Origin of the sequence: Halorubrum distributum JCM 10118 (assembly GCF_000337335.1) — an archaeon.
GTDB classification, from domain to species: Archaea; Halobacteriota; Halobacteria; order Halobacteriales; family Haloferacaceae; genus Halorubrum; species Halorubrum distributum.
On record NZ_AOJN01000056.1, the window covers coordinates 1 to 19,134 of the forward strand.

At 69.3% G+C, this 19,134-nt stretch carries 13 protein-coding genes; 8 read left to right on the plus strand and 5 right to left on the minus strand.

The features are described 5' to 3' along the window. Positions 1-106: 106 nt before the first annotated feature. Together C466_RS12820 and C466_RS12825 are read right to left on the minus strand one after the other, a co-directional pair. Complete coding sequence (locus C466_RS12820; RefSeq protein ID WP_004597740.1) at positions 107-1,159, minus strand: PAS domain-containing sensor histidine kinase; 1,053 nt, start codon at positions 1,157-1,159, stop codon at positions 107-109. Positions 1,160-1,299: 140 nt separating this feature from the next. Then, positions 1,300-2,181: a DMT family transporter gene (locus C466_RS12825; protein ID WP_004597743.1), complete on the minus strand. Its 882-nt coding sequence runs from the start codon at positions 2,179-2,181 to the stop codon at positions 1,300-1,302. A gap of 111 nt (positions 2,182-2,292) precedes the next feature. On the opposite strand from C466_RS12825, the gene C466_RS12830 reads away from it, so the two are divergent. Next, positions 2,293-2,856 carry a DUF309 domain-containing protein gene (locus tag C466_RS12830; RefSeq protein ID WP_004597745.1) on the plus strand — a complete coding sequence of 188 codons (564 nt, stop codon included), beginning with the start codon at positions 2,293-2,295 and terminating at the stop codon, positions 2,854-2,856. 106 nt (positions 2,857-2,962) lie between these two features. Continuing rightward, positions 2,963-3,766 (plus strand): M14 family metallopeptidase, encoded by an 804-nt coding sequence (locus C466_RS12835; protein WP_004597749.1) that lies wholly within the window; start codon positions 2,963-2,965, stop codon positions 3,764-3,766. Between the two features lie 31 nt (positions 3,767-3,797). Here the strand turns inward: C466_RS12835 and C466_RS12840 are convergent, their stop codons facing one another. Further along, positions 3,798-4,178, minus strand: a complete 381-nt coding sequence (locus C466_RS12840; RefSeq protein ID WP_004597751.1) for a cupin domain-containing protein — start codon at positions 4,176-4,178, stop codon at positions 3,798-3,800. An 83-nt stretch (positions 4,179-4,261) separates the two neighbouring features. Here C466_RS12840 and C466_RS12845 point away from each other — a divergent pair, with 83 nt between their 5' ends. The 3 genes from C466_RS12845 (at position 4,262) to C466_RS12855 (ending at position 8,709) form a co-directional block, all read left to right on the plus strand. Beyond that, entirely contained in the window at positions 4,262-5,446 is a 1,185-nt protein-coding gene (locus C466_RS12845) for a CBS domain-containing protein (protein WP_004597753.1), read from the plus strand. Between the two features lie 136 nt (positions 5,447-5,582). Further along, complete coding sequence (locus tag C466_RS12850) at positions 5,583-7,637, plus strand: DUF460 domain-containing protein (RefSeq protein WP_004599831.1); 2,055 nt, start codon at positions 5,583-5,585, stop codon at positions 7,635-7,637. Between the two features lie 85 nt (positions 7,638-7,722). Next, positions 7,723-8,709, plus strand: a complete 987-nt coding sequence (locus tag C466_RS12855; RefSeq protein ID WP_004597756.1) for a tyrosine--tRNA ligase — start codon at positions 7,723-7,725, stop codon at positions 8,707-8,709. Positions 8,710-8,729: 20 nt separating this feature from the next. Here C466_RS12855 and C466_RS12860 read toward each other — a convergent pair whose 3' ends face one another. Both C466_RS12860 and C466_RS12865 read right to left on the minus strand, forming a co-directional pair. Next, positions 8,730-9,512, minus strand: coding sequence for a topoisomerase DNA-binding C4 zinc finger domain-containing protein (locus C466_RS12860; RefSeq protein WP_159358430.1), 783 nt, complete (start codon positions 9,510-9,512; stop codon positions 8,730-8,732). 567 nt (positions 9,513-10,079) lie between these two features. Beyond that, entirely contained in the window at positions 10,080-12,422 is a 2,343-nt protein-coding gene (locus C466_RS12865) for a DEAD/DEAH box helicase (RefSeq protein WP_004597761.1), read from the minus strand. Between the two features lie 202 nt (positions 12,423-12,624). Here C466_RS12865 and C466_RS12870 point away from each other — a divergent pair, with 202 nt between their 5' ends. From C466_RS12870 to C466_RS12880, 3 genes are all read left to right on the plus strand, one after another. Continuing rightward, the gene (locus C466_RS12870) at positions 12,625-12,987 is read left to right on the plus strand and encodes a TRAM domain-containing protein (protein ID WP_049902427.1); all 363 of its coding nucleotides are present in this window, start codon (positions 12,625-12,627) and stop codon (positions 12,985-12,987) included. Positions 12,988-13,079: 92 nt separating this feature from the next. Continuing rightward, a complete protein-coding gene (locus tag C466_RS12875; RefSeq protein WP_004597763.1) occupies positions 13,080-18,728 on the plus strand; it encodes an LAGLIDADG family homing endonuclease in 5,649 nt (1,882 codons plus the stop codon). Continuing rightward, on the plus strand, positions 18,729-19,028 hold the full coding sequence (locus tag C466_RS12880) for a DUF7854 family protein (protein ID WP_004597765.1): 300 nt from the start codon (positions 18,729-18,731) through the stop codon (positions 19,026-19,028). It begins immediately after the preceding gene. Positions 19,029-19,134: the final 106 nt, after the last annotated feature.

The following is a 19,134-nucleotide window of genomic DNA, read 5'->3' on the forward strand; positions in this document are numbered from 1 at the left end:
AGAGATGTGTATAAGAGACAGCTCTACAGGAGCGGAGCTTGAATCCGCCGCCGTTTCCGGGCTTGGCTACCCTCGCACGCGGACTGGCGTTGGCTCGGGCTCCCCTTTACCTCGTCGGTTCCGCGCCGACCAGCGTCACCCGGAACCCGCCTTCGGCCGACTCGCCGATCTCCAGCGTCCAGCCGTGCGCGGCCGCGACGCGCTCCACGATGGCGAGTCCGATGCCCGTGCCGCCGTCCGGTGAGACGCCGAAGTCGGTCAGTTCCGCGCGGTCGCGCTCGTCGTCCGGAAGCCCCGGCCCGTCGTCGGCCACGTACACGCCCCGCTCGTCGACGCCGACCCGGACCGCGGGGGCGTCGCCGCCGTGGTCGAAGGCGTTGCCGATGAGGTTGCCGATGGCGCGCCGGAGCAGCGTCGCGTCGCCGGCCACCGGTCCGGGGTCCTCAACGACGAGGTCGGAATCGGCCGGCAGGTCGCCGAAGTCGCCCGACTCCAGGCAGTCGGCCGCGAGGTCCGCGAGGTCGACCGCCTCGTCCGCGGTCTCGATCTCGTCGGGGTCGCGGGCCATCACCAGCGCCTCGTCGATCATCGCCTCGATCCGACCGAACGCGCTCTCGGCGGCCGCCAGCCGCTCCGTCTCGCCGGTCTCGCGCGCGAGGTCGACGTAGCCGCGGGCGACGGACAGGGGGTTCCGGAGGTCGTGCGAGAGGAAGCCGGCGAGCCGTTCGAGCCGCTCGTTGAGCCGTTCCAGTTCGCGCTCGCGCTCGACTCGGTCCGTGACGTCGCGGATCACCCCGACCGCGCCGACGACCGAGCCGTCCCGTTCGATGGGGGTCAGCCGCGTCTCGGTGGTCACCTCGCGCCCGTCCGCGAGCGTCATCGTGAGCTGGACGCGCTCGTCGTCCGCCTCGCCCGCGAGGACTCGCTCGACGGCCGCCCGGTAGCGCTCGCCGGTCTCCTCGGACCAGTACCCCTCCTCGACGAGCCGTTCCGGGTGCTCGTCGTGGAGGACCGCCTCGTCGAACCCGGTCGCCTCGCGGAGCCGGTCGTTGACGAACACGCGGTTCCGGTCGGCGTCGAGGACGTACGCGCCGTCGCCGAGCGCGTTCACGATCGACTCGGCGTGGTCGATCGGGCTTGACTCCGGCGAGGGGTTCATACGATCGGTACGGGCCGAACGGCCAAGTGCCTCTCGGGTAGCGGCGGGCGCGACGGTCGAGGCGGGCGGCCGCTCGTCCCGCGTCCCGCTTCGTCTCGCGCACCGTCACCTCCCACGCGGTATCCGTCCCGCGCGCCGCCTCAGCCTGCGATCATCGCGACGCCGACCACCGCGAGGACGGCCGCGACGAGCCGCAGCCGGAAGTGGCGCTCGCCGAGCAGCACGCCCCCGAGGACGACCGCGACGATCGCCTGCGTGTTGATCACCGGGGAGGCGACGCTCGCGGGCAGCGCCGCGAACGCGACCGTCGTCAGGTGCTCGCCCAGCGCGACGAGCGCGCCGGCGGCGAGGAACTTCGGGAGGTCGTCCCGGCTCGCCTCGATCGGATTCCGGACCGCCGCGGGGAGCAGCACGACCGCGACGCCGGCGAGCAGCAGCGGTACCCACAGCGTGCCGGGGATCGCGAGCTCCTGGAGCGCGACCCGCTTGCCCACGTCGGCGACCGCGTAGCAGGCCGCGCTCGCGAGCGCCAGCTGCGCGGGTCGCGATCGGGCGGCCCGCGCGAACGGCGCGAAGAAGCTGCCCGGCTCGTAGTTCGCGACGTACACCGCGAGGGTGGTGACGACCACGCCGGCGACCTGGATCGGCGCCAGCACCTGCCCGAGCAACCCGACCTCCAGCGGGAGGACGAACATCGGGACGACCTTGTTGATCGGCGCGACGTACGACACCGCCCCGTTCTCGATGGCGCGCAGGAAGAGGACGAACGCCGCGGCCGTCGCGAGGCTCGTGACGGCGACGACGGCGAACCGCTGCGGGACGACCAGCCCGGCCAGCCCGGCCGCGGCGTCGCCGAAGCCGACCGTGAGGCCGGCCCCCGCGAGGAACCACCCGAGCGCCGCGGCGTTTATCGCCACCGTCAGCGCGGCGGGGGGATACTCCGAGAAGGCGCGCTTCAGGACGAAGAGGTACGTCCCCCAGACGACGGCGGCGGCGAGCGCGAAGAGGAGTCCGGCGTCCATTCGTTCGCCCCGAGCGCGACCGGCGGAAAGAAGGGTTCGATCCGTCCGCGGGCCGGTTCATCCACCTCCCCCGCGAAACGGTTAGGTCGCTCCCGCGTGAACGGCCCGAATATGGACGACCACACCCGCGACCCGGGCGTTGCCCCACCGCTCGGGGATCCGACCGGGTGGCACGCGAGCGACCGACCCGACTCGTCCGCAGCGGGCGACGAGGGCGGGTCGTCGGGCGGCCCGCCGGACCCGCGTGCGGTCGGCGGCTACTGGGAGCACGCGACGCTCCGGCGAGCGACCGAGCACGGCGTGCGGCTGTTCAACGACGGCGCCTACCACGAGAGCCACGACTGCTTCGAGGACGAGTGGTACAACTACGGGCGCGGCACCGTCGAGAGCGCCTTCCTCCACGGGATGGTCCAGGTGGCCGCCGGCGCGTACAAGCGCGTCGACTTCGAGAACGACGCGGGGATGCGGTCGCTGTTCGAGACGGCCCTCCAGTACCTCGACGGCGTCCCGGGCGACTTCTACGGGGTCGACGTCGACGACGTCCGGGAGACCCTCCGGGCCGCGCTCGACGAGCCGAGCGCGGTCGACGGGTGGCAGATCACCCTCGACGGCGCGTGCCCCCCGGCGTACCCCGCCGACTACGAGTACGCGGAGCGCGTCGACGAGGGGCACTGAGATCCGTCGGCAGGGAGGCCTCGAGCGGAACGACGCGCGCGGCGGGGTCGACTCCCCGGCGACGCGGATCCGAACGCCACTTACCCGCCGCCCGCCTGGGAGTCGTATGGAAGTTCACGATCTGGGCGACGGGGAGCCCGAGGTCGCCGTCGTCGGCGCGATCCACGGCGACGAGCCCTGCGGCGCCCGCGCCGTCGAGCGCCTGCTCGACGCCGACCTCGACCCCGAGCGGCCGGTGCGGCTGATCGTCGCCAACGAGCCGGCGCTGGACGCCGGCGAGCGGTACCTCGACGCCGACCTCAACCGGGTTTTCCCGGGCAACCGCGACGCGGAGGCCCACGAGGTGCGGCTCGCGGCCGAGCTCGTCGACGCGCTGGAGGGGTGTACGACCCTCGCGATCCACTCGACGCAGTCGTACGCCGAGCCGTTCGCCGTCATCGACTCGATGGACGAGGTGACACGGGCGGTCGCGCCGCACCTCCCGGTCGACGCCGTGATCCAGACCGACGCGTTCACCGAGGGCCGGCTCATCGAACACCCGCACACGCTCGAAGTGGAGGCGGGGCTCCAGGGCTCCGACGCCGCCGCCGACAACGCCTACTGGCTCGCCCGCGCGTTCCTCGCCGCGACCGGCGCCATCTCCGCGCCCGGCGCCGACGACGTGCTCGACGCCGGCGGCCGCGAGGACGTCTCGGTGTTCCGGCTCCGCGAGCGGATCCCGAAGCCGGAGGCGGAGGCGTACGAGGTGTTCGCGCGCAACTTCGAGCGCGTCGAGCCCGGGGAGCGGTTCGCGGCCGCCGACGGCGAGCCGCTGCTCGCCGACGAGTCGTTCTACCCCGTGCTGCTGTCGCCGAACGGCTACCGCGACCAGTTCGGCTACGTCGCCGACCGCGTCGGCACGCTGGAGTAGTCGGCGGACCGGGACCGAGACAGTCGAATTGCTACTCGACGAGTTCGATCGTATCGTCGCCGTTGGGCACCGCGCAGATGAACGCGCCGGGCTCGTCGCCCTCGTTGCGGTACCAGTGTTCGACGCCCGCGGGGATGAGGAGCGCGTCGCCGGGCGAGACGGTTCGCTCCTCGTCGCCGATACCGACGACGTACTCGCCGGCGAGGACGTACTGCTCGTGTTCGACCGCGTTGGTGTGCCGCGGGACAGCGGCGCCCGGCGCGAGCTCGAACCGGCGCATCGCGAAGTTCGGAGCGCCGTCGGACTCGTCGAGGAGGACGCCCTTCGAGAGTCCCTCGGCGGCGTCGACGGGCTCGTAGTCGACGTCGTCGCCGCGCTTCACGACCGACTCCGGATCGCCTGTGTCGCTCATGTGCGCCCCGACGCGGGCCGCACACTTAATCGATCACCGACCCGACCCCGTTACTTAACCCGGCACCGGCCGAACTCAATGGCATGCGTGGAATCAAGGTCGGGAGCGCGTTCGGCATTCCGATCAGGCTCAACTGGACCTTCCTGATCGTCTTACCGCTGTTCGCGTACCTCATCGGCGGACAGGTGGGAGAGATCGCCGGGGTGATGAACGAGGTCGCCGGGCTCGGGATCGACGCGGGCGCGGTCGCGGCCGGCAACACCCCGTGGCTGCTCGGGCTGGCGGCCGCGGTGGGGCTGTTCGTCGGGGTACTGCTCCACGAGTTCGGCCACTCGCTGGTCGCGATGCGCTACGGCTACGAGATCGAGTCGATCACGCTGTGGCTGCTCGGCGGGCTCGCCAGCTTCGCCGAGTTCCCCGAGGACTGGAAACACGAGTTCTGGATCGCGATCGCCGGCCCGCTCGTCAGCGTCGCGGTCGGCGTCGCCTGCTACGGGGTCGTCCTCGTCGGGGCGGGCGGCTCCGACGCCCTCCTCTTCGTGTTCGGCTACCTCGCGCTGTTGAACGTCGTCCTCGCGGTCTTCAACATGCTCCCCGCGTTCCCGATGGACGGCGGTCGCGTCCTGCGGGCGCTGCTCGCGCGGAACCAGCCGCACGCGCAGGCGACCCAGCGGGCCGCCGCCGTTGGGAAGGTGTTCGCGTTCCTGATGGGGATCATCGGCCTGTTCACCTTCCAGTTGCTGCTCATCGTGCTGGCGTTCTTCATCTACATCGCCGCCTCCGGCGAGGCGCAGCAGACGACCCTGAAGGCCGCCTTCGAGGGCGTCACCGTCACGGACATCATGACGCCCCGCGATGACCTCCACACGGTGTCGGAGGACACCTCCGTCGCCGACCTGATGGGCCGGATGTTCGAGGAGCGCCACACCGGGTACCCCGTCCTCGACGGCGACGAACTCGTCGGGATGGTCACCCTGGAGGACGCCCGCTCGGTCCGCGAGGTGGAGCGCGACGCCTACCGCGTCGACGACGTGATGGCGACCGATCTGGTCGCGGCCGACCCGAACGCCGACGCCCTGACCGCGCTCCAGACCATGCAGGAACACGGCGTCGGGCGCCTGCCCGTGGTCGACGCCGACGGCGAGCTCGTCGGCCTCATCTCGCGGTCGGACCTGATGACCGCGTTCAACATCATCCAGACCGGCGGCACGCCGGGGATCATCAGCGGCCGGCAGCAGCAGGCGGGCGAGGACCCGCGCATCCTCTGACCGCTCGTCAACTTGGCGCCGATCCGCTGACCGCTCGCCGATTCGACATCGATCCGCCGACCGCTCACCGACTCGCCGCCGAGGAATCGTCTCCCCCGGCGTGGGGTATATACGCGGCAACGACCTACCTCGGTACGTGACAACCCGGACCATCCGCGCCCGCGACCGGCCGGTGTTCGGCGTCGACGTCCACAGCGGCGACGTCCGCGGCGACAGCCCCTCCTACGCCCTCGTCATCCTCGACTCCGTCGACGAGGACGACCCGGACGCCCCGGACGCAGACGGCCCCATGGCCCGGGTCACCCGTGACGTGGTCTCCTTCCGGAAGCTCTGCCGGCTGATCGACGACCGCGAGCCCCTCTACGTGGCCACCGACAACGCCTACGAGCTGGCGGCGGACAAGGGGGAGCTCGTCAACTTCCTCCGGTCGCTGCCGGACGGCACCCGGCTCGTCCAGGTGACCGGCGCGGAGCGTCCGGAGCCGCTCTCGCGGGTCGCGTCCAGACACGGGATCCCCTACGGGAAGGAGCCGATGAAGGAGGCGGAGGCGGCCGCGCGGCTCGCCGCGGCCAACGTCGGCCACGAGGTGACCGCCTTCACCGACGAGACGACGGTGAAGGTGTCCCGCGGGCGCTCGACCGGGAAGGGCGGATGGAGTCAGGACCGGTACACGCGACGGATCCACGGCAACGTCAGGAAGCGGACGCGACAGGTCCAGTCGAAGCTGAAGGAGGCGAACCTCGACTTCGAGCGCGACGTGACCGAGAAGTACGGCGGCTACGCGAACGCGACGTTCACGGTCGAGGCCCGCCCCGAGGACATCCCCGTCTCGAACTCGCGGGCCGGCGACGTGCGCGTCGAGGTCGAACGCGAGCGCCGCGACGGCATCGAGTACGAGCCGCTGGTACAGCGGCGCGACCGCGTCATCGTCGGGATCGACCCCGGCACCACCACCGCGGCCGCGGTCGTCGGCCTCGACGGCACCGTCCACGCCCTCTACTCCTCGCGGACCGGCGACACCGCCGAGGTGACCGAGTGGATCGTCGAGCAGGGCCGCCCGATCATCGTCGCCGCCGACGTGGAGCCGATGCCGGAGACCGTCGAGAAGTTCCGGCGCTCGTTCGACGCCGCCGGCTGGCGCCCCACGACGGACCTCCCGGTCGACGAGAAGCTCCACCGCACCCGGGAGGCGAGCTACGACAACGACCACGAGCGCGACGCGCTGGCGGCCGCGCTGTACGCCTACGACGACCACGAGGACCAGTTCGAGCGGATCGCGGCGAAGACGCCGCCGCGGCTCGACCGCGAGGCGGTGATCGCCGGCGTCGTCGCGGGCGGCGCGTCCGTCGAGGCCGTCGTCGACGACCTGAGCGAGGACGACGGGAGCGGCGGCGGGAGCGGCGACGGCGACGCGGACGAGGCGGACCCCACGGAGCCGGAACGAACCGAGGAGGAGGAGACGATCCGCCGGCTCCGCGAGCGCGTCGACCGGCTGGAGTCGCACGCCGAGTCGCTGGAGGAGGACTTAGAGGAGCGCGACGACCGGATCGCTGAGCTGGAGGGCGAGCTGGAGGAGGCGAAACGCGAGGAGCGCATCGAGGCGCGCTCGCGGCGAGCGGTCTCGCGGCTCGAACGCGAGACGGACCGGCTGGAGCGCGAGCGCGACGAGGCACAGGAGCGCGTCGCTGACCTCGAACGGAAGGTGGAGACGTTAAAGGAGCTGTGGCGGCTCGACCACTCGAACTTCGGCGACGTCGCCGAGGGGCGGGGGCTGGTGAGCGTGAAGGTCGTCGAGCAGTTCACGCTCGACGCGCTCGACGCCGCGGACGAGGCGTACGGGCTCGTCGCCGGCGACGTGGTGTTCCTCCGGGACGCGTCGGGCGCCGGGCGCCGGACCGCCGAGCGGCTCGCGGAGACGGAGCCGCGGGCCGTGATCCGCGGCGAGGGGAACCTCTCCGACGTCGCGGACGCGGTGCTGTTCGAGCGCGGAGTTCCGGTGGTGCCCGCGGACGCGGTGCCGGTCCGCGAGGTGGACGAACTGGCGGTCGCGAGCGAGGAGGACCTCGCCGCCGCCGTCGAGGAGTGGGAGGAGGAGGCCGAACAGCGCCGACGCGACCAGAAGGCCGAGCGGATCGACCGGATCATCTCCGAACACCGGGCGGGGCGGACGCTGCCCGAGACGGAGGAGTGAGGTCGGCGAACGCGGCCGCTGCGGAGCGCGTGAGCGCTCACCACGCATCCAGAAGTCATATGTCCGGTAACGTACAGTCGGACGTATGGACGCTCACGAGCTGATCACCCGGAACGCGGCCGAGGTGGTCACCGAGGAGGAGATCGAGGCGCTGGCCGACGACCCCGAGGGCAAGCGGGCGTACGTCGGCTACGAGCCCTCGGGAGTCCTCCACATCGGTCACATGCTCACCGCGAACAAGCTGATCGACCTCCAGGAGGCCGGCTTCGAGGTGACCGTACTGTTGGCCGACGTGCACGCCTACCTCAACGACAAGGGCTCGTTCGAGGAGATCCGCCACACCGCGGAGCGCATGCGCGACCAGTTCATCGCCTACGGGCTCGACGAGTCGAACACGCAGTTCGTTCTCGGCTCGGACTTCCAGCTCGACGACGACTACACCCTCGATCTCCACGCCCTGGAGCTTGAGACCACCCTCGCCCGCGCCGAGCGCGCGATGGCGGAGATCAGCTCGGGCGACTCCGTGAAGGTGTCGCAGGCCGTCTACCCGCTGATGCAGGCGCTCGACATCCCGTACCTCGGCGTCGACATCGCGGTCGGCGGGATGGAACAGCGCAAGGTCCACATGCTCGCGCGCGACGTGCTCCCGAGCATCGACCGCGAGCCGCCGACGAGCCTCCACACGCCGCTCATCGCCGACCTCGGCACCGGCCGCGGGAAGATGTCCTCCAGCGAGGGCGTCACCATCTCGATGGAGGACTCCCGCGAGGACATCGAGTCGAAGGTGAACGACGCCTACTGCCCGCCGACGGCCGACCCCGATCCGACCGACGACGGCGTCGAGCGCGACAACCCCGTCCTCCAAGTGTTCGAGTACCACGTGTTCCCGCGGTTCGACGCGGTCACCGTCGAGCGCCCGGAGGAGTACGGGGGGAACCTGAAGTACGACGCCTACGACGACCTGGAGGCCGACCTGGAGTCCGGCGAGCTCCACCCCGCGGACGCGAAGGGCGCGCTCGCGGAGTACCTCGACCGCCTCATCGCGCCGGGGCGCCAGCAGCTCGCCGAGTAGGCCTGCCGCTTTTCGGGCCGCTACGCGTCGTTCGGCCGCTGTGCTTCCGCGTCTCCGCTCGCCGTGTACCCGTCGAGCGAGCAGGAGCCGTCCAGACAGCCGAGCCCCGCCGCCGTCTCGAAGACGGGGAGTCCGCAGTCGCACTCGTCGACGACGACGCCGGCCGGGAACGAGAAGGTGGTCTCGCAGTCGGGATAGTTCTCGCAGCCGAGGTAGACCCGGCCGGGCGCGGAGCGTACCCGGAGGTCGCCCTCGCAGTCCGGACAGTCCCACGCCCTGTCGAACCGGTCGCTGACGGCGTCCTCCATCGGGTCGCACGCGGGGTCGAGACAGAGGTGGAACGGCTCGCCGCGCTCGACGCGGATCTTCGGCAGCCCGCAGTCGTCGCAGGTCGCGTCCGTGACGCTCGCGCCGGCCGGGAGCCCCCACCGCGTCTCGCAGTCGAGACAGACCACGTCGCCCCGCGAACGCACGAGCGGCCCGCCGTCGTCCGGGCAGGTCCCGACCGGAACGCCCGCCTCGGTGACGGGAAGGGCGCGGCACGCGGTCGCCTCCTCGGCGACCACCCGGAGCCGCCGGGAACCGTCGCGGGCGGTGACTGTGAACCCGTCGCCGTCGCCCTCGACGACGACGCTCTCCGGCCGAGTGAGCCACGCGACGGGCTGGTAGCCGTCGGCGTCGTGGACGAGCGTCGTGTCGTCCGGCTTGATCAGGACGACGACCCGTCCGCGGTGGGTGCGGGTGCGGTCGCCGCGGTCGGTCACTACGCAGTCGCCGGCCAGCACGCGGAGTCGTTGCGGCATGGGGCGGGTGGCCGCGGTATGGGTGAAAAGCGGTCGTTGCGGGGGTTTATGAGGGATACGTGGTGGGTGGCGGTGAGTACTGATGGTGGGACGATAGGGCGAATCGCCTGAGCGCTCCGATCGCTCATTTATAAATTGTTGACTGCGGATCGGCGGCGAACACCACCAAATCCCCAGCCACTCACTTATAAACCATTGACTGCGGATCGGCGGCGAACACCGCCAAAGCCCCAGCCGGGAGGCGGGCGCACGCTCGCTGCGCTCCTCGTCACTCGCTCCGCTCGTTCCTGCGGTGCTTGCGTCGCCTGCGCCCGCCTCCCGGCTGCCCCTTTGAGTCCCGCCCCGAACCGCACAGCAACCGCACCTCACGCCTCCCCAGCCTCGTCGGTGGTCCTCCGCTTCGCTCCGGACCACCGACTCCCTCGCGCGTGCGACTCGCAGTCTGACGACTGCTCGTCGGCACGCGCCACCGCCTCGTTTATTTATAAGCTATCGACGCCACCGGCGTTGTTACTTAAATAGCTCGCTGACGACAGTTCGCAAAATCGGGTTCAGACGCCGGGAGACCTACTCCACGCGAACCGTCCGCGTCGCGGTGACCGGCAACAGCGGGAGGTCCGGGAAGACGACCTCGACGACGAACTCCAGCTCGTCGGCGTCGGGGGTGCCGAACACGCCGACGGGGACCGTCGCCTCGCCGTCGAGGTACGTCGTCGTCGCGGTCATCTCCACGTCGTTGACGGTGACGCGGAGCCCCGCGCGGGCGCTCCCGGAGACGGCGGTCACGGCGACCTCGCACATCTCGTTTTCGCCGACGGCGATGGCCTCGGGGAAGTCGCCCCAGTCGACGTCGATCCGGGGGCAGTCGCGCGCGGCCTCGACGATGCGCTCCGCGACGGAGCCGCTCATGCCGGCGTTTTCGAGCTCTTTCGCGCCGGCGTCGACGACGTCGGCGGGAGAGGTGAGGCCGGCGTCCGCGAGGCGCTCGGCGCGGCCGGAGCCGACCCCCTCGATCGCCGTGAGGGCGACCGCCTCGCGGGAGACGCCGTGCTCGACGCGCGCCTCGACGCGGCGGGCGAGGTTGGCGGCCCGGGGGCCGGCGAAGCGGTCGAGGAACTCCGCGAGCGCCGCGAGCAGGCGGAGCGCGTTCTGCCGGATCACCCACGCGTCCGAGCGGAGGTCCGAGGGGATCGAGTCGGCCATCCCCGCGAGCAGGATGGCGAACACCTTGCGGTGGCCGTCCTCCAAGTCGGTGTCGCGCCCGTCGAGAATTCGGTCGATCGCGTCCGACTCGGCCGAGCGCGCCGACACCGAGTCGAACTCGCCGGCGGACGCGACGGTCTCAAGTACGGAGTCGACCGTCAGCGTCTCGCGGTCCGCGAGGCGCCGGAAGCGGCGCGCGGTGTCGAGCCGGAGGTAGTACTTCGAGGCGAGTCGCCCCAGGCCCGTCGGTTCGATCGCGAGGTCGTCGTCCGCCGCGACGAACCCGTCGTCGACGAGCGATTCGAGGGTGTCGCGCACGCGGTCGCGGAGGGTCGGGAAGTCGTACGCTTCGGGCTCCGACTGCGCGCGGACGTAGTAGAAGGTGGTCTCCAGCCACGCCATCACGTCCTCCAACCCGCGGATCGTCCCCATCGCGATCTCGGCGTTGAGGTGCGACTCGAGGTCGGCGGCGAGCCGCGACTCGATCTCCTTGCCGTCGCGCAGCAGCTTCCGGTACTTGTCGGCGTCCGCGCGGTCGCAGACCACCCAGCCGTACCCCACGTCGTCGTACTCCGGCCGGCCGGCGCGGCCGAGCATCTGGAGCACGTCGAGCGGCGAGATGTCGGTCTCGCCCTCCAGCGGGTCGTGGTACTTCGTGTCGCGGATGACGACGCAGCGCGCCGGGAGGTTCACTCCCCAAGCGAGCGTGGAGGTCGAGAAGAGGAACTTGATCTTCCCCTGCTTGAACCACTCCTCGACGCGGTCGCGGTCCTCTTTCCCGAGGCCGGCGTGGTGGAAGCCGACGCCGTCCGTGACCGACTGGCGGAGGGTGTCGTTGGTGAGCTCTTTCGCCTCGTTGTGGAAGTCGTAGTCGTCCCGGGAGTCGATCGGGATGTCGCGCTCGGTGATCTCGTCGCGCGCCTTCTTGGCCGCCTGGACCGTGTCCTGCCGCGAGGAGACGAACACCAAGGCCTGCCCGTCCTCGCGCACGTGCGGCTCGGCCAGGTCGAGCGCGCGGTAGAGCCGGCGGTACTTGTCGGCGAACGCGTTCGACCCGTGCGAGTACGTCTTCACGCCGGTCTCTAAGTCGACCGGGCGGTACTCGTCGCCGAAGGCGTACGTCGTCTCGGCGGGGGCGTCCAGCCACTCGGCGACGTCGTCGATGTTCGGCATCGTGGCCGACAGCGCGACGACGCGCGGGTCCTGAAGCCGGCGGAGCCGCGAGACGGTGACCTCCAGCACGGCGCCGCGCTTCTCGGAGTCGAGCAGGTGGACCTCGTCGATGACGACGCAGTCCACGTCGGTGATGAAGGAGTAGCGCGCGGAGTCGTGCTTCCGCGTGGCGCTGTCCGCCTTCTCCGGGGTCGTCACCAGGACGTCCGCGCGCTCCGCGCGGCGGGGGTTGAGGTCGCGCTCGCCGGAGACGACGTAGACGGAGTAGCCCAGCTCCTCGAAGCGCTCCCACTCGCTCTCCTTCTCGTTGGTGAGCGCGCGCAGCGGCGCGATAAAGAGGGCGGTCCCGCCCGCCGCGAGCGTCTTACAGATGGCGAGCTCGGCGAGCGCCGTCTTCCCGGAGGCCGTCGGCGCCGAGGCGACCACGTTGTGGTCGGTCTCAAGAATGCCCGGCAGCGCCTCCCGTTGCATCCGGTTGAACTCGTCGAACCCGAAGGCGTCGGCGAACTCCGGCACCGCGTCCGCGACCTTCACGGCACACCACACCCGTGCGCGAGTCGTCGGGAACCGCGGCTGTGTCGCATCGGATCGAGAGGGGGGCTTCGAGGGCAAAGGCGTTTCTCATGCGGGCGCGAGGCGAGTCGGACCGTCGGGCGGCGGGAGCGCGAGGCCACGGGGCGCCGACGCGGGGTCGCGGACCCACATCGTTTAGGTGACCGCGGTCGACCGCACGGGTATGATCCCATCGTCGCCGGTCGTCGTCGGCATCGCCGTCGCGGTCGCGCTGCTCGCGCTGTTCGTGCTCGCCCGACGGCTCCGCGGGCCGTCCGCCGACGCGCGCGAGTCGAAGCGCGCCCACGACGCGGCCCAGGAGCGCGACCCGCCGGTCGAGATCGGCGAGACCTACGAGTTCGGCGTCACGGAGCTCACCGACCACCACTCCGGCGAGGAGGTCGCGGTCGGGAAGGTCGAGGGGTTCGTCCTCTTCACCGAGGACATCCCGAGCGGGCTCGAACCGGGCGACGTGATCCGCGCGAAGGTGCTCTCCTTCAACGAGGGGCGCACCTCCGCCGACGCGACGTTCGTCGAACGGGCCTGAGTGCGGCCGGACCGCCGGCGCGAACCGGCGGCCGCGACCACGTCCGCTCCGAACCGGAGGTTCATACGTGATGCCGACGAAGTGGTGTCGCAATGGCTCAGGCCGGCACCCAGGACCTCACGGAGCGGTTCATTCAGTTCTATCGCAACTACTATCGGGAGGAGATCGGGCAGCTCGCGCAGCGGTACCCCAACGAGCAGCGCTCGCTGTACGTCTCCTACGACGACCTCTTTCAGTTCGACCGCGACCTCGCCGAGGACTTCCTGAACAAGCCGGAGCAGATGCGCGAGTACGCCGAGGAGGCGCTGCGGCTCTACGACCTCCCCGCCGACGTCAGCCTCGGCCGCGCGCACGTCCGCATCGAGGACCTCCCCGAGAGCGTCGACATCCGCGGCATCCGCGTCCACGACGACCACATCGGGAAGCTCGTCTCCATTCAGGGGATCGTCCGCAAGGCCACGGACGTCCGCCCCAAGGTCACCGAGGCCGCCTTCGAGTGCCAGCGCTGCGGCACGATGACGTACATTCCCCAGAGCGACGGCGGCTTCCAGGAGCCCCACGAGTGCCAGGGCTGCGAGCGGCAGGGCCCCTTCCGCGTCAACTTCGACCAGTCCGAGTTCGTCGACTCCCAGAAGCTCCGCATCCAGGAGTCCCCTGAGGGACTCCGCGGCGGCGAGACCCCCCAGTCGATCGACGTCGACATCGTCGACGACATCACCGGGAAGGTGAGCCCGGGCGACCACGTCACCTGCGTCGGGGTCCTCCACATCGAGCAGGTCGAGCAGGGCAACGAGAAGTCCGCCATCTTCGATTTGTACATGGACGGCGTCTCCATCGCCATCGAGGACGAGGAGTTCGAGGACATGGACATCACCGAGGCGGACAAACGCGACATCATCGAGCTCTCCGAGCGCGACGACATCTACGAGGCGATGGTCGGCTCCATCGCGCCCGCCATCTACGGCTACGAGGAGGAGAAGCTCGCGATGATCCTCCAGCTGTTCTCCGGCGTCACCAAGCACCTTCCCGACGGCTCGCGGATCCGCGGCGACCTTCACATGCTCCTGATCGGTGACCCCGGAACGGGTAAGTGTCAAAAATATGATACTGAGGTGACACTTGCTGACGGAACGGAACGGGCAATCGGGGATATAGTAGAGTCAAACCTCGAAGACCCGATAGAGGTCGACGACGGGGTATACGAACCGGTAGATATCGGTGTTCAAACAGTAACCGAATCAGGGGCCGTCGAGACTGGGACCGCGACAAAAATCTGGAAACGAGAAGCGCCGGATAGGATGCACAGAATTTCGATGGCATCGGGGCGCGAAGTAGAAGTAACACCGTCGCACCCGTTGTTCAAACAGTTGAACAGAGGATTGTCTCCCCGACGGGCAGATCAATTGGCGGAAGGAGACCTCATTGCGGTCCCCGGAAACATCGACGCGGATTGGGATGATTCGCTTGATGTTTCGTTCCAGCAGGTCGAAGCCTACAACGCGAATTCGTTCACGCCGCCCACCCGAGTCGATCCCACTCTGGCTCGACTCCTCGGTTATATCATCGCAGAGGGCCACACCTATGTCTCGGGATCGAGTGCCGCTACCGAGGTTACGAACGTCGACGAAGAGATACTGACGGACGTGGAGAACTGCTTCCGCGAGTTGGGCGTTCGGTGGTCCCGTCTAGAGAAATGGGATCATGAGACTGCCGAAATCGTCCGCTGTTCCTCGTTGGAGTTCGTCCGGTTCCTCAGAGAACTCGAACCGGCAATTCTCAAAAACTCTGAGAATCAACTCGTCCCCGATTGTCTCAAACGGGCGAGTCCGGAGAACAAGAAGGAATTCCTACAGGCGTACGTTGACAGCGAGGGGACAGTCTCACCCAAAGAACGCGAAATCACGGTTTTCTCGATGAGTAGAGAACTGCTGACCGGAGTACAGACGTTACTCCTCGCGTTCGGGATCCAGAGCCATCTTCGGAAACGACACAACGACAGCCACCGACTGCGCATCAGTGGACGGGATTTCGTCAAATACGTCGACGAAATTGGATTCGTTACCGATCGCAAAGCGACGGCCTCGAAAGCGTTCGACGACGTTCCAGAGAACACAAACACGGATGTGATTCCGGGACTAAGTGACGATCTCCGGCAGATCCGCGAGGCGCTCGCGTTGTCACAGTTCGATATCGGAATGCCGCGTCCGACGTATCAACACTACGAACGCGGCGACAGAAATCCGAGTAGAGCGAGTCTGAGAGCGGTTGTCGACACGTTCGAAACCCGCTTAGACTGGCTTCGGGAGAAGCGCGGAGAGCTGCTGGACGGTGACTGGCAGGCAGTCGAGACGCTACGAGAGGAACTGAACATCTCTCAGAAGGTACTCTCGGAGGGTATGGACGTCTCTCAAACCGCGATCAGCTACTATGAGCGGAACGACGTCGCTCCCGACGGTGGACAGACCGCGGATGCAAAGGACGTGATTTTGGATCGTCTCGACGAGGCATTATCTGTCAGCCAAGACATCTCCGAACTCGATCGTCTGTGTGCGAACGACGTTCACTGGGACCGGATCGAGTCGATCGAATCGGTCGATCCGGATTACGAGTGGGTCTACGATCTCGAGGTCAGAGACACGCACACGTATCTCGGAAACGGCGTCGTCTCTCATAACTCCCAGATGATTTCGTATGTAGAAAACATCGCGCCCCGCTCGGTGTACACGTCCGGGAAAGGGTCGTCCGCGGCGGGGCTCACGGCCGCGGCCGTCCGCGACGACTTCGGCGACGGCCAACAGTGGTCGCTCGAAGCCGGCGCGCTCGTGCTGGCGGACAAGGGGATCGCCGCGGTCGACGAACTCGACAAGATGGACTGCGTAACGGGCGACACGCTGGTCTCACTCGCCGACGGGCGCGTCGAGCGCATCGACGAACTCGCGCGGGAGGCCGCCGAGGACGGCGACATTGAACAGCTCTCGAACGGTCGCCGCGTCCGCGACGTCGACCTCGACGTCTGGTCGATGGACGAGGACGGCAGGCTCGTCGAGCGCCCCGTCTCCGCGGTCCACGAGTACGACGCGCCGTCGGAGCTGACCCGGGTGACGATGGAGACCGGCGAGTCGCTGACCGCGACCGCCGACCACCCGTTCTTCGTCCTCGACGACGGGGAGCGCGTCGAGCGCGAGGCGGCCGCGCTCGACGACGGCGACTGGGTGTACGTCCCCCGCGAGATCCCGACGAAGGCGGCGGACGGCGGAACGGTGGCGGCGAGCGGCGGAGAGGGACCGTTAACCGAACCCGTCGACGGCGAGGATGTCAACGGCGAGAGCGTCTACGGCGTCGACGCCGCGATGGCGAGCGTCCTCGGATACCTCTCCGGCGACGGGAACGTCTACTACGACCGCGACGAGGGCGTCTACGGCGTCCGGTTCACCAACGCGGACGACGAGCTCTTGGACGACTTCGAGCGCGCGGCGCGCGAGGCGTTCGATGCCGAGCCGACGCGGCCGCCGAGCGAGAAGCGCGACGACGGCGTCGAGACGGTCCGCGTCACCGGAAAGGAACACGCCGACGCCGTCCTCGACGCGGGGATGAACCTCGGTCGGTACGACGGGAAGTGCTTCCCGACCCCCGTTCCGACCGGAAGCCGCGCGGCGAAGGCCGCGTTCGTCCGCGCGCTCGCCGACAGCGAGGGGCACGTCGACGACTCGGCCGGCAACGTTCGGATAGCGTCCGCGAGCCGGGATCTGCTGGAAGGTGCCCGAAACCTGCTCTTACAGTTCGGCGTGTCGAGCCAGCTCCAGCACCGCGAGCGGAATGGGGGCCGCGACGTGTACTACCTCACGGTGACCGACGCGGACTCGCTCGCGGCGTTCCGGCGGTACGTCGGGTTCACGGCCACGCAGAAGGTCGAAGCGCTCGACCGCGTCGTCGATTCGGCCGGCGGCGGTCGCACGATCCTCGACGTGGTCCCGGAGGTCGGCGACGTGCTCGCGCGGTGTCGCGACTCCCTCCGGCTCCACCAGCGAGAGTGCGGCCTCGACGCGGGCACGTATCACGGCTTCGAGAGCGGGGCCGCGAACGTCTCGCTTCACCGGGCGCGGCGGATCCTCGCCGCGTTCGAGGAACGGCGAGAGGCGGTCGACGACGACCTGTCGGTCCTCGACGCGACGCCGACGTGGGAGACGCTCTCGGAGCTGCGGGAGCGGTACCACGTCTCGCAGTCCGAACTCGCGGACGGGACGGCGCTGTCCCAACAGCAGATCTCCCGCGAGTGGGGCGAGAGCGAGGCGGTCCGTCGGACGGTGACCGAGCGGCTCCGAGAGATCCTCACCGAAGTCGCGGAAACCGACCTCGACGACCTTCGCGAGTTCGTCCGCGGCGACGTGAAGTGGCGTCGGGTCGAGTCGGTCGACACCGTTCCGCCGGAGTCGACCGAACACCGCGGCGAGGTGCTCCGACAGCGGCTCGCAGACGTCATCGGCGGGCCGGTCGAGACGGCGAAAGAGCGCGCTCGCGACCTGCTCGACCGCGGTCCGGTCGGCGAAACGCGAGCGGAGCTGTCGGCGGCGCTTGACGCGTACGGGATCAGTCAGGCGGACGTGGCGGCGAGGCTCGACGTGACGCAGGCGACCGTCTCCCGCTGGCTGTCCGGCGCCGTCGAGATGGACCGGCTCGACGACCTCCGAGAGGCGGTCGCGGGGGAAGTCGACGCCGTCAAGGCGGAACTGCGAACGATACTGGCGCGCATCGAGGACGGAGAGCGACCGCGAGTGTACGACCTGACCGTCGAGGGGACCCACAACTTCGTCGCGAACGGGCTCGTCGTCCACAACTCCTCTGACCGCTCCGCGATGCACGAGGGCTTGGAACAGCAGAAGATCTCGGTGTCGAAGGCCGGGATCAACGCCACCCTCAAAGCGCGGTGCTCGCTGCTCGGTGCGGCGAACCCCAAGTACGGCCGGTTCGACCAGTACGAGCCGATCGGCGAGCAGATCGACTTAGAGCCCGCGCTCATCTCGCGGTTCGACCTGATCTTCACGGTGACGGACAGCCCGGACCCGGAGCACGACTCCCGCCTGGCGAAACACATCATCAAGACGAACTACGCCGGCGAGCTCAACACCCAGCGCGAGGAGCTGGCGAGCTCGGAGTTCACCTCGGAGCAGGTCGCGGCGGTGACAGAGGAGGTCGCGCCGGAGATCGACTCGGAGCTGCTGCGGAAGTACATCGCCCACGCGAAGCGGTCCTGCTTCCCCACGATGACCGACGAGGCGAAGGATCTCATCGAGGAGTTCTACGTCGACCTGCGCTCGAAGGGCGCGGACGAGGACGCGCCGGTGCCGGTCACCGCCCGGAAGCTGGAGGCGATGGTGCGGCTCTCGGAGGCGAGCGCGCGGGTCCGCCTCTCGGACACCGTCGAGCGCGAGGACGCCGACCGCGCGACCGACATCATCGAGTCGTGTCTCAAAGACATCGGCGTCGACCCGGAGACGGGACAGTTCGACGCCGACGTGGTCGAGACGGGCACCTCGAAGAGCCAGCGCGACCGCATCAAGAACATCAAGGGGCTCATCGCCGACATCGAGGAGGAGTACGAGGAGGGCGCGCCGGTCGACGAGGTGCTCGACCGCGCGGGCGAGATCGGGATGGACCGCGGGAAGGCCGAAGGCGAGATCGAGAAGCTCCGGACGAAAGGAGAGGTGTACGAGCCCAAGCAGGGCCACCTCCGGACGACGTAGATGGACCGCATCTCCGCGATACGGAACGTCGAGGACGCGCTCCGCGAGTTCGAGGACGGCGACGCCGACCTCGCGGCCACGGAGCGGCGCGTCGCGGCCGTGCTCCGGACGTACGCCACCGAGTTCGACGGCGACGGCGACGTGTTCCGCGCCGTCGGCGACGACCCAGTCGACGGCACGGTCGTCGTCGCGCCCTCGGAACCGGCCGCGCGCGAGCGCGTCCTCTCGGCGAGCGGCGTCGACGGCGAGGGCGATCCGGACGGTGCCGACGGTCCCGAATTCGAAGTGGAGCGGTTCTAACGGTCGACCTCGATCGCTTCCAGCGTCCGGGGTCGAGCGGTTTCGATCGCCGACCGCTGGCTCGCGAGAGGCGATTCGGTCCGCCGTCGCTGAATGCGGCTGAAAC

Bases quoted from the DNA above. Each gene is read 5' to 3' on its own strand.
- C466_RS12820 (WP_004597740.1), bottom strand. From the start codon at position 1,159: ATGAACCCCTCGCCGGAGTCAAGCCCGATCGACCACGCCGAGTCGATC.
- C466_RS12825 (WP_004597743.1), bottom strand. From the start codon at position 2,181: ATGGACGCCGGACTCCTCTTCGCGCTCGCCGCCGCCGTCGTCTGGGGG.
- C466_RS12830 (WP_004597745.1), top strand. From the start codon at position 2,293: ATGGACGACCACACCCGCGACCCGGGCGTTGCCCCACCGCTCGGGGAT.
- C466_RS12835 (WP_004597749.1), top strand. From the start codon at position 2,963: ATGGAAGTTCACGATCTGGGCGACGGGGAGCCCGAGGTCGCCGTCGTC.
- C466_RS12840 (WP_004597751.1), bottom strand. From the start codon at position 4,178: ATGAGCGACACAGGCGATCCGGAGTCGGTCGTGAAGCGCGGCGACGAC.
- C466_RS12845 (WP_004597753.1), top strand. From the start codon at position 4,262: ATGCGTGGAATCAAGGTCGGGAGCGCGTTCGGCATTCCGATCAGGCTC.
- C466_RS12855 (WP_004597756.1), top strand. From the start codon at position 7,723: ATGGACGCTCACGAGCTGATCACCCGGAACGCGGCCGAGGTGGTCACC.
- C466_RS12860 (WP_159358430.1), bottom strand. From the start codon at position 9,512: ATGCCGCAACGACTCCGCGTGCTGGCCGGCGACTGCGTAGTGACCGAC.
- C466_RS12870 (WP_049902427.1), top strand. From the start codon at position 12,625: ATGATCCCATCGTCGCCGGTCGTCGTCGGCATCGCCGTCGCGGTCGCG.
- C466_RS12875 (WP_004597763.1), top strand. From the start codon at position 13,080: ATGGCTCAGGCCGGCACCCAGGACCTCACGGAGCGGTTCATTCAGTTC.
- C466_RS12880 (WP_004597765.1), top strand. From the start codon at position 18,729: ATGGACCGCATCTCCGCGATACGGAACGTCGAGGACGCGCTCCGCGAG.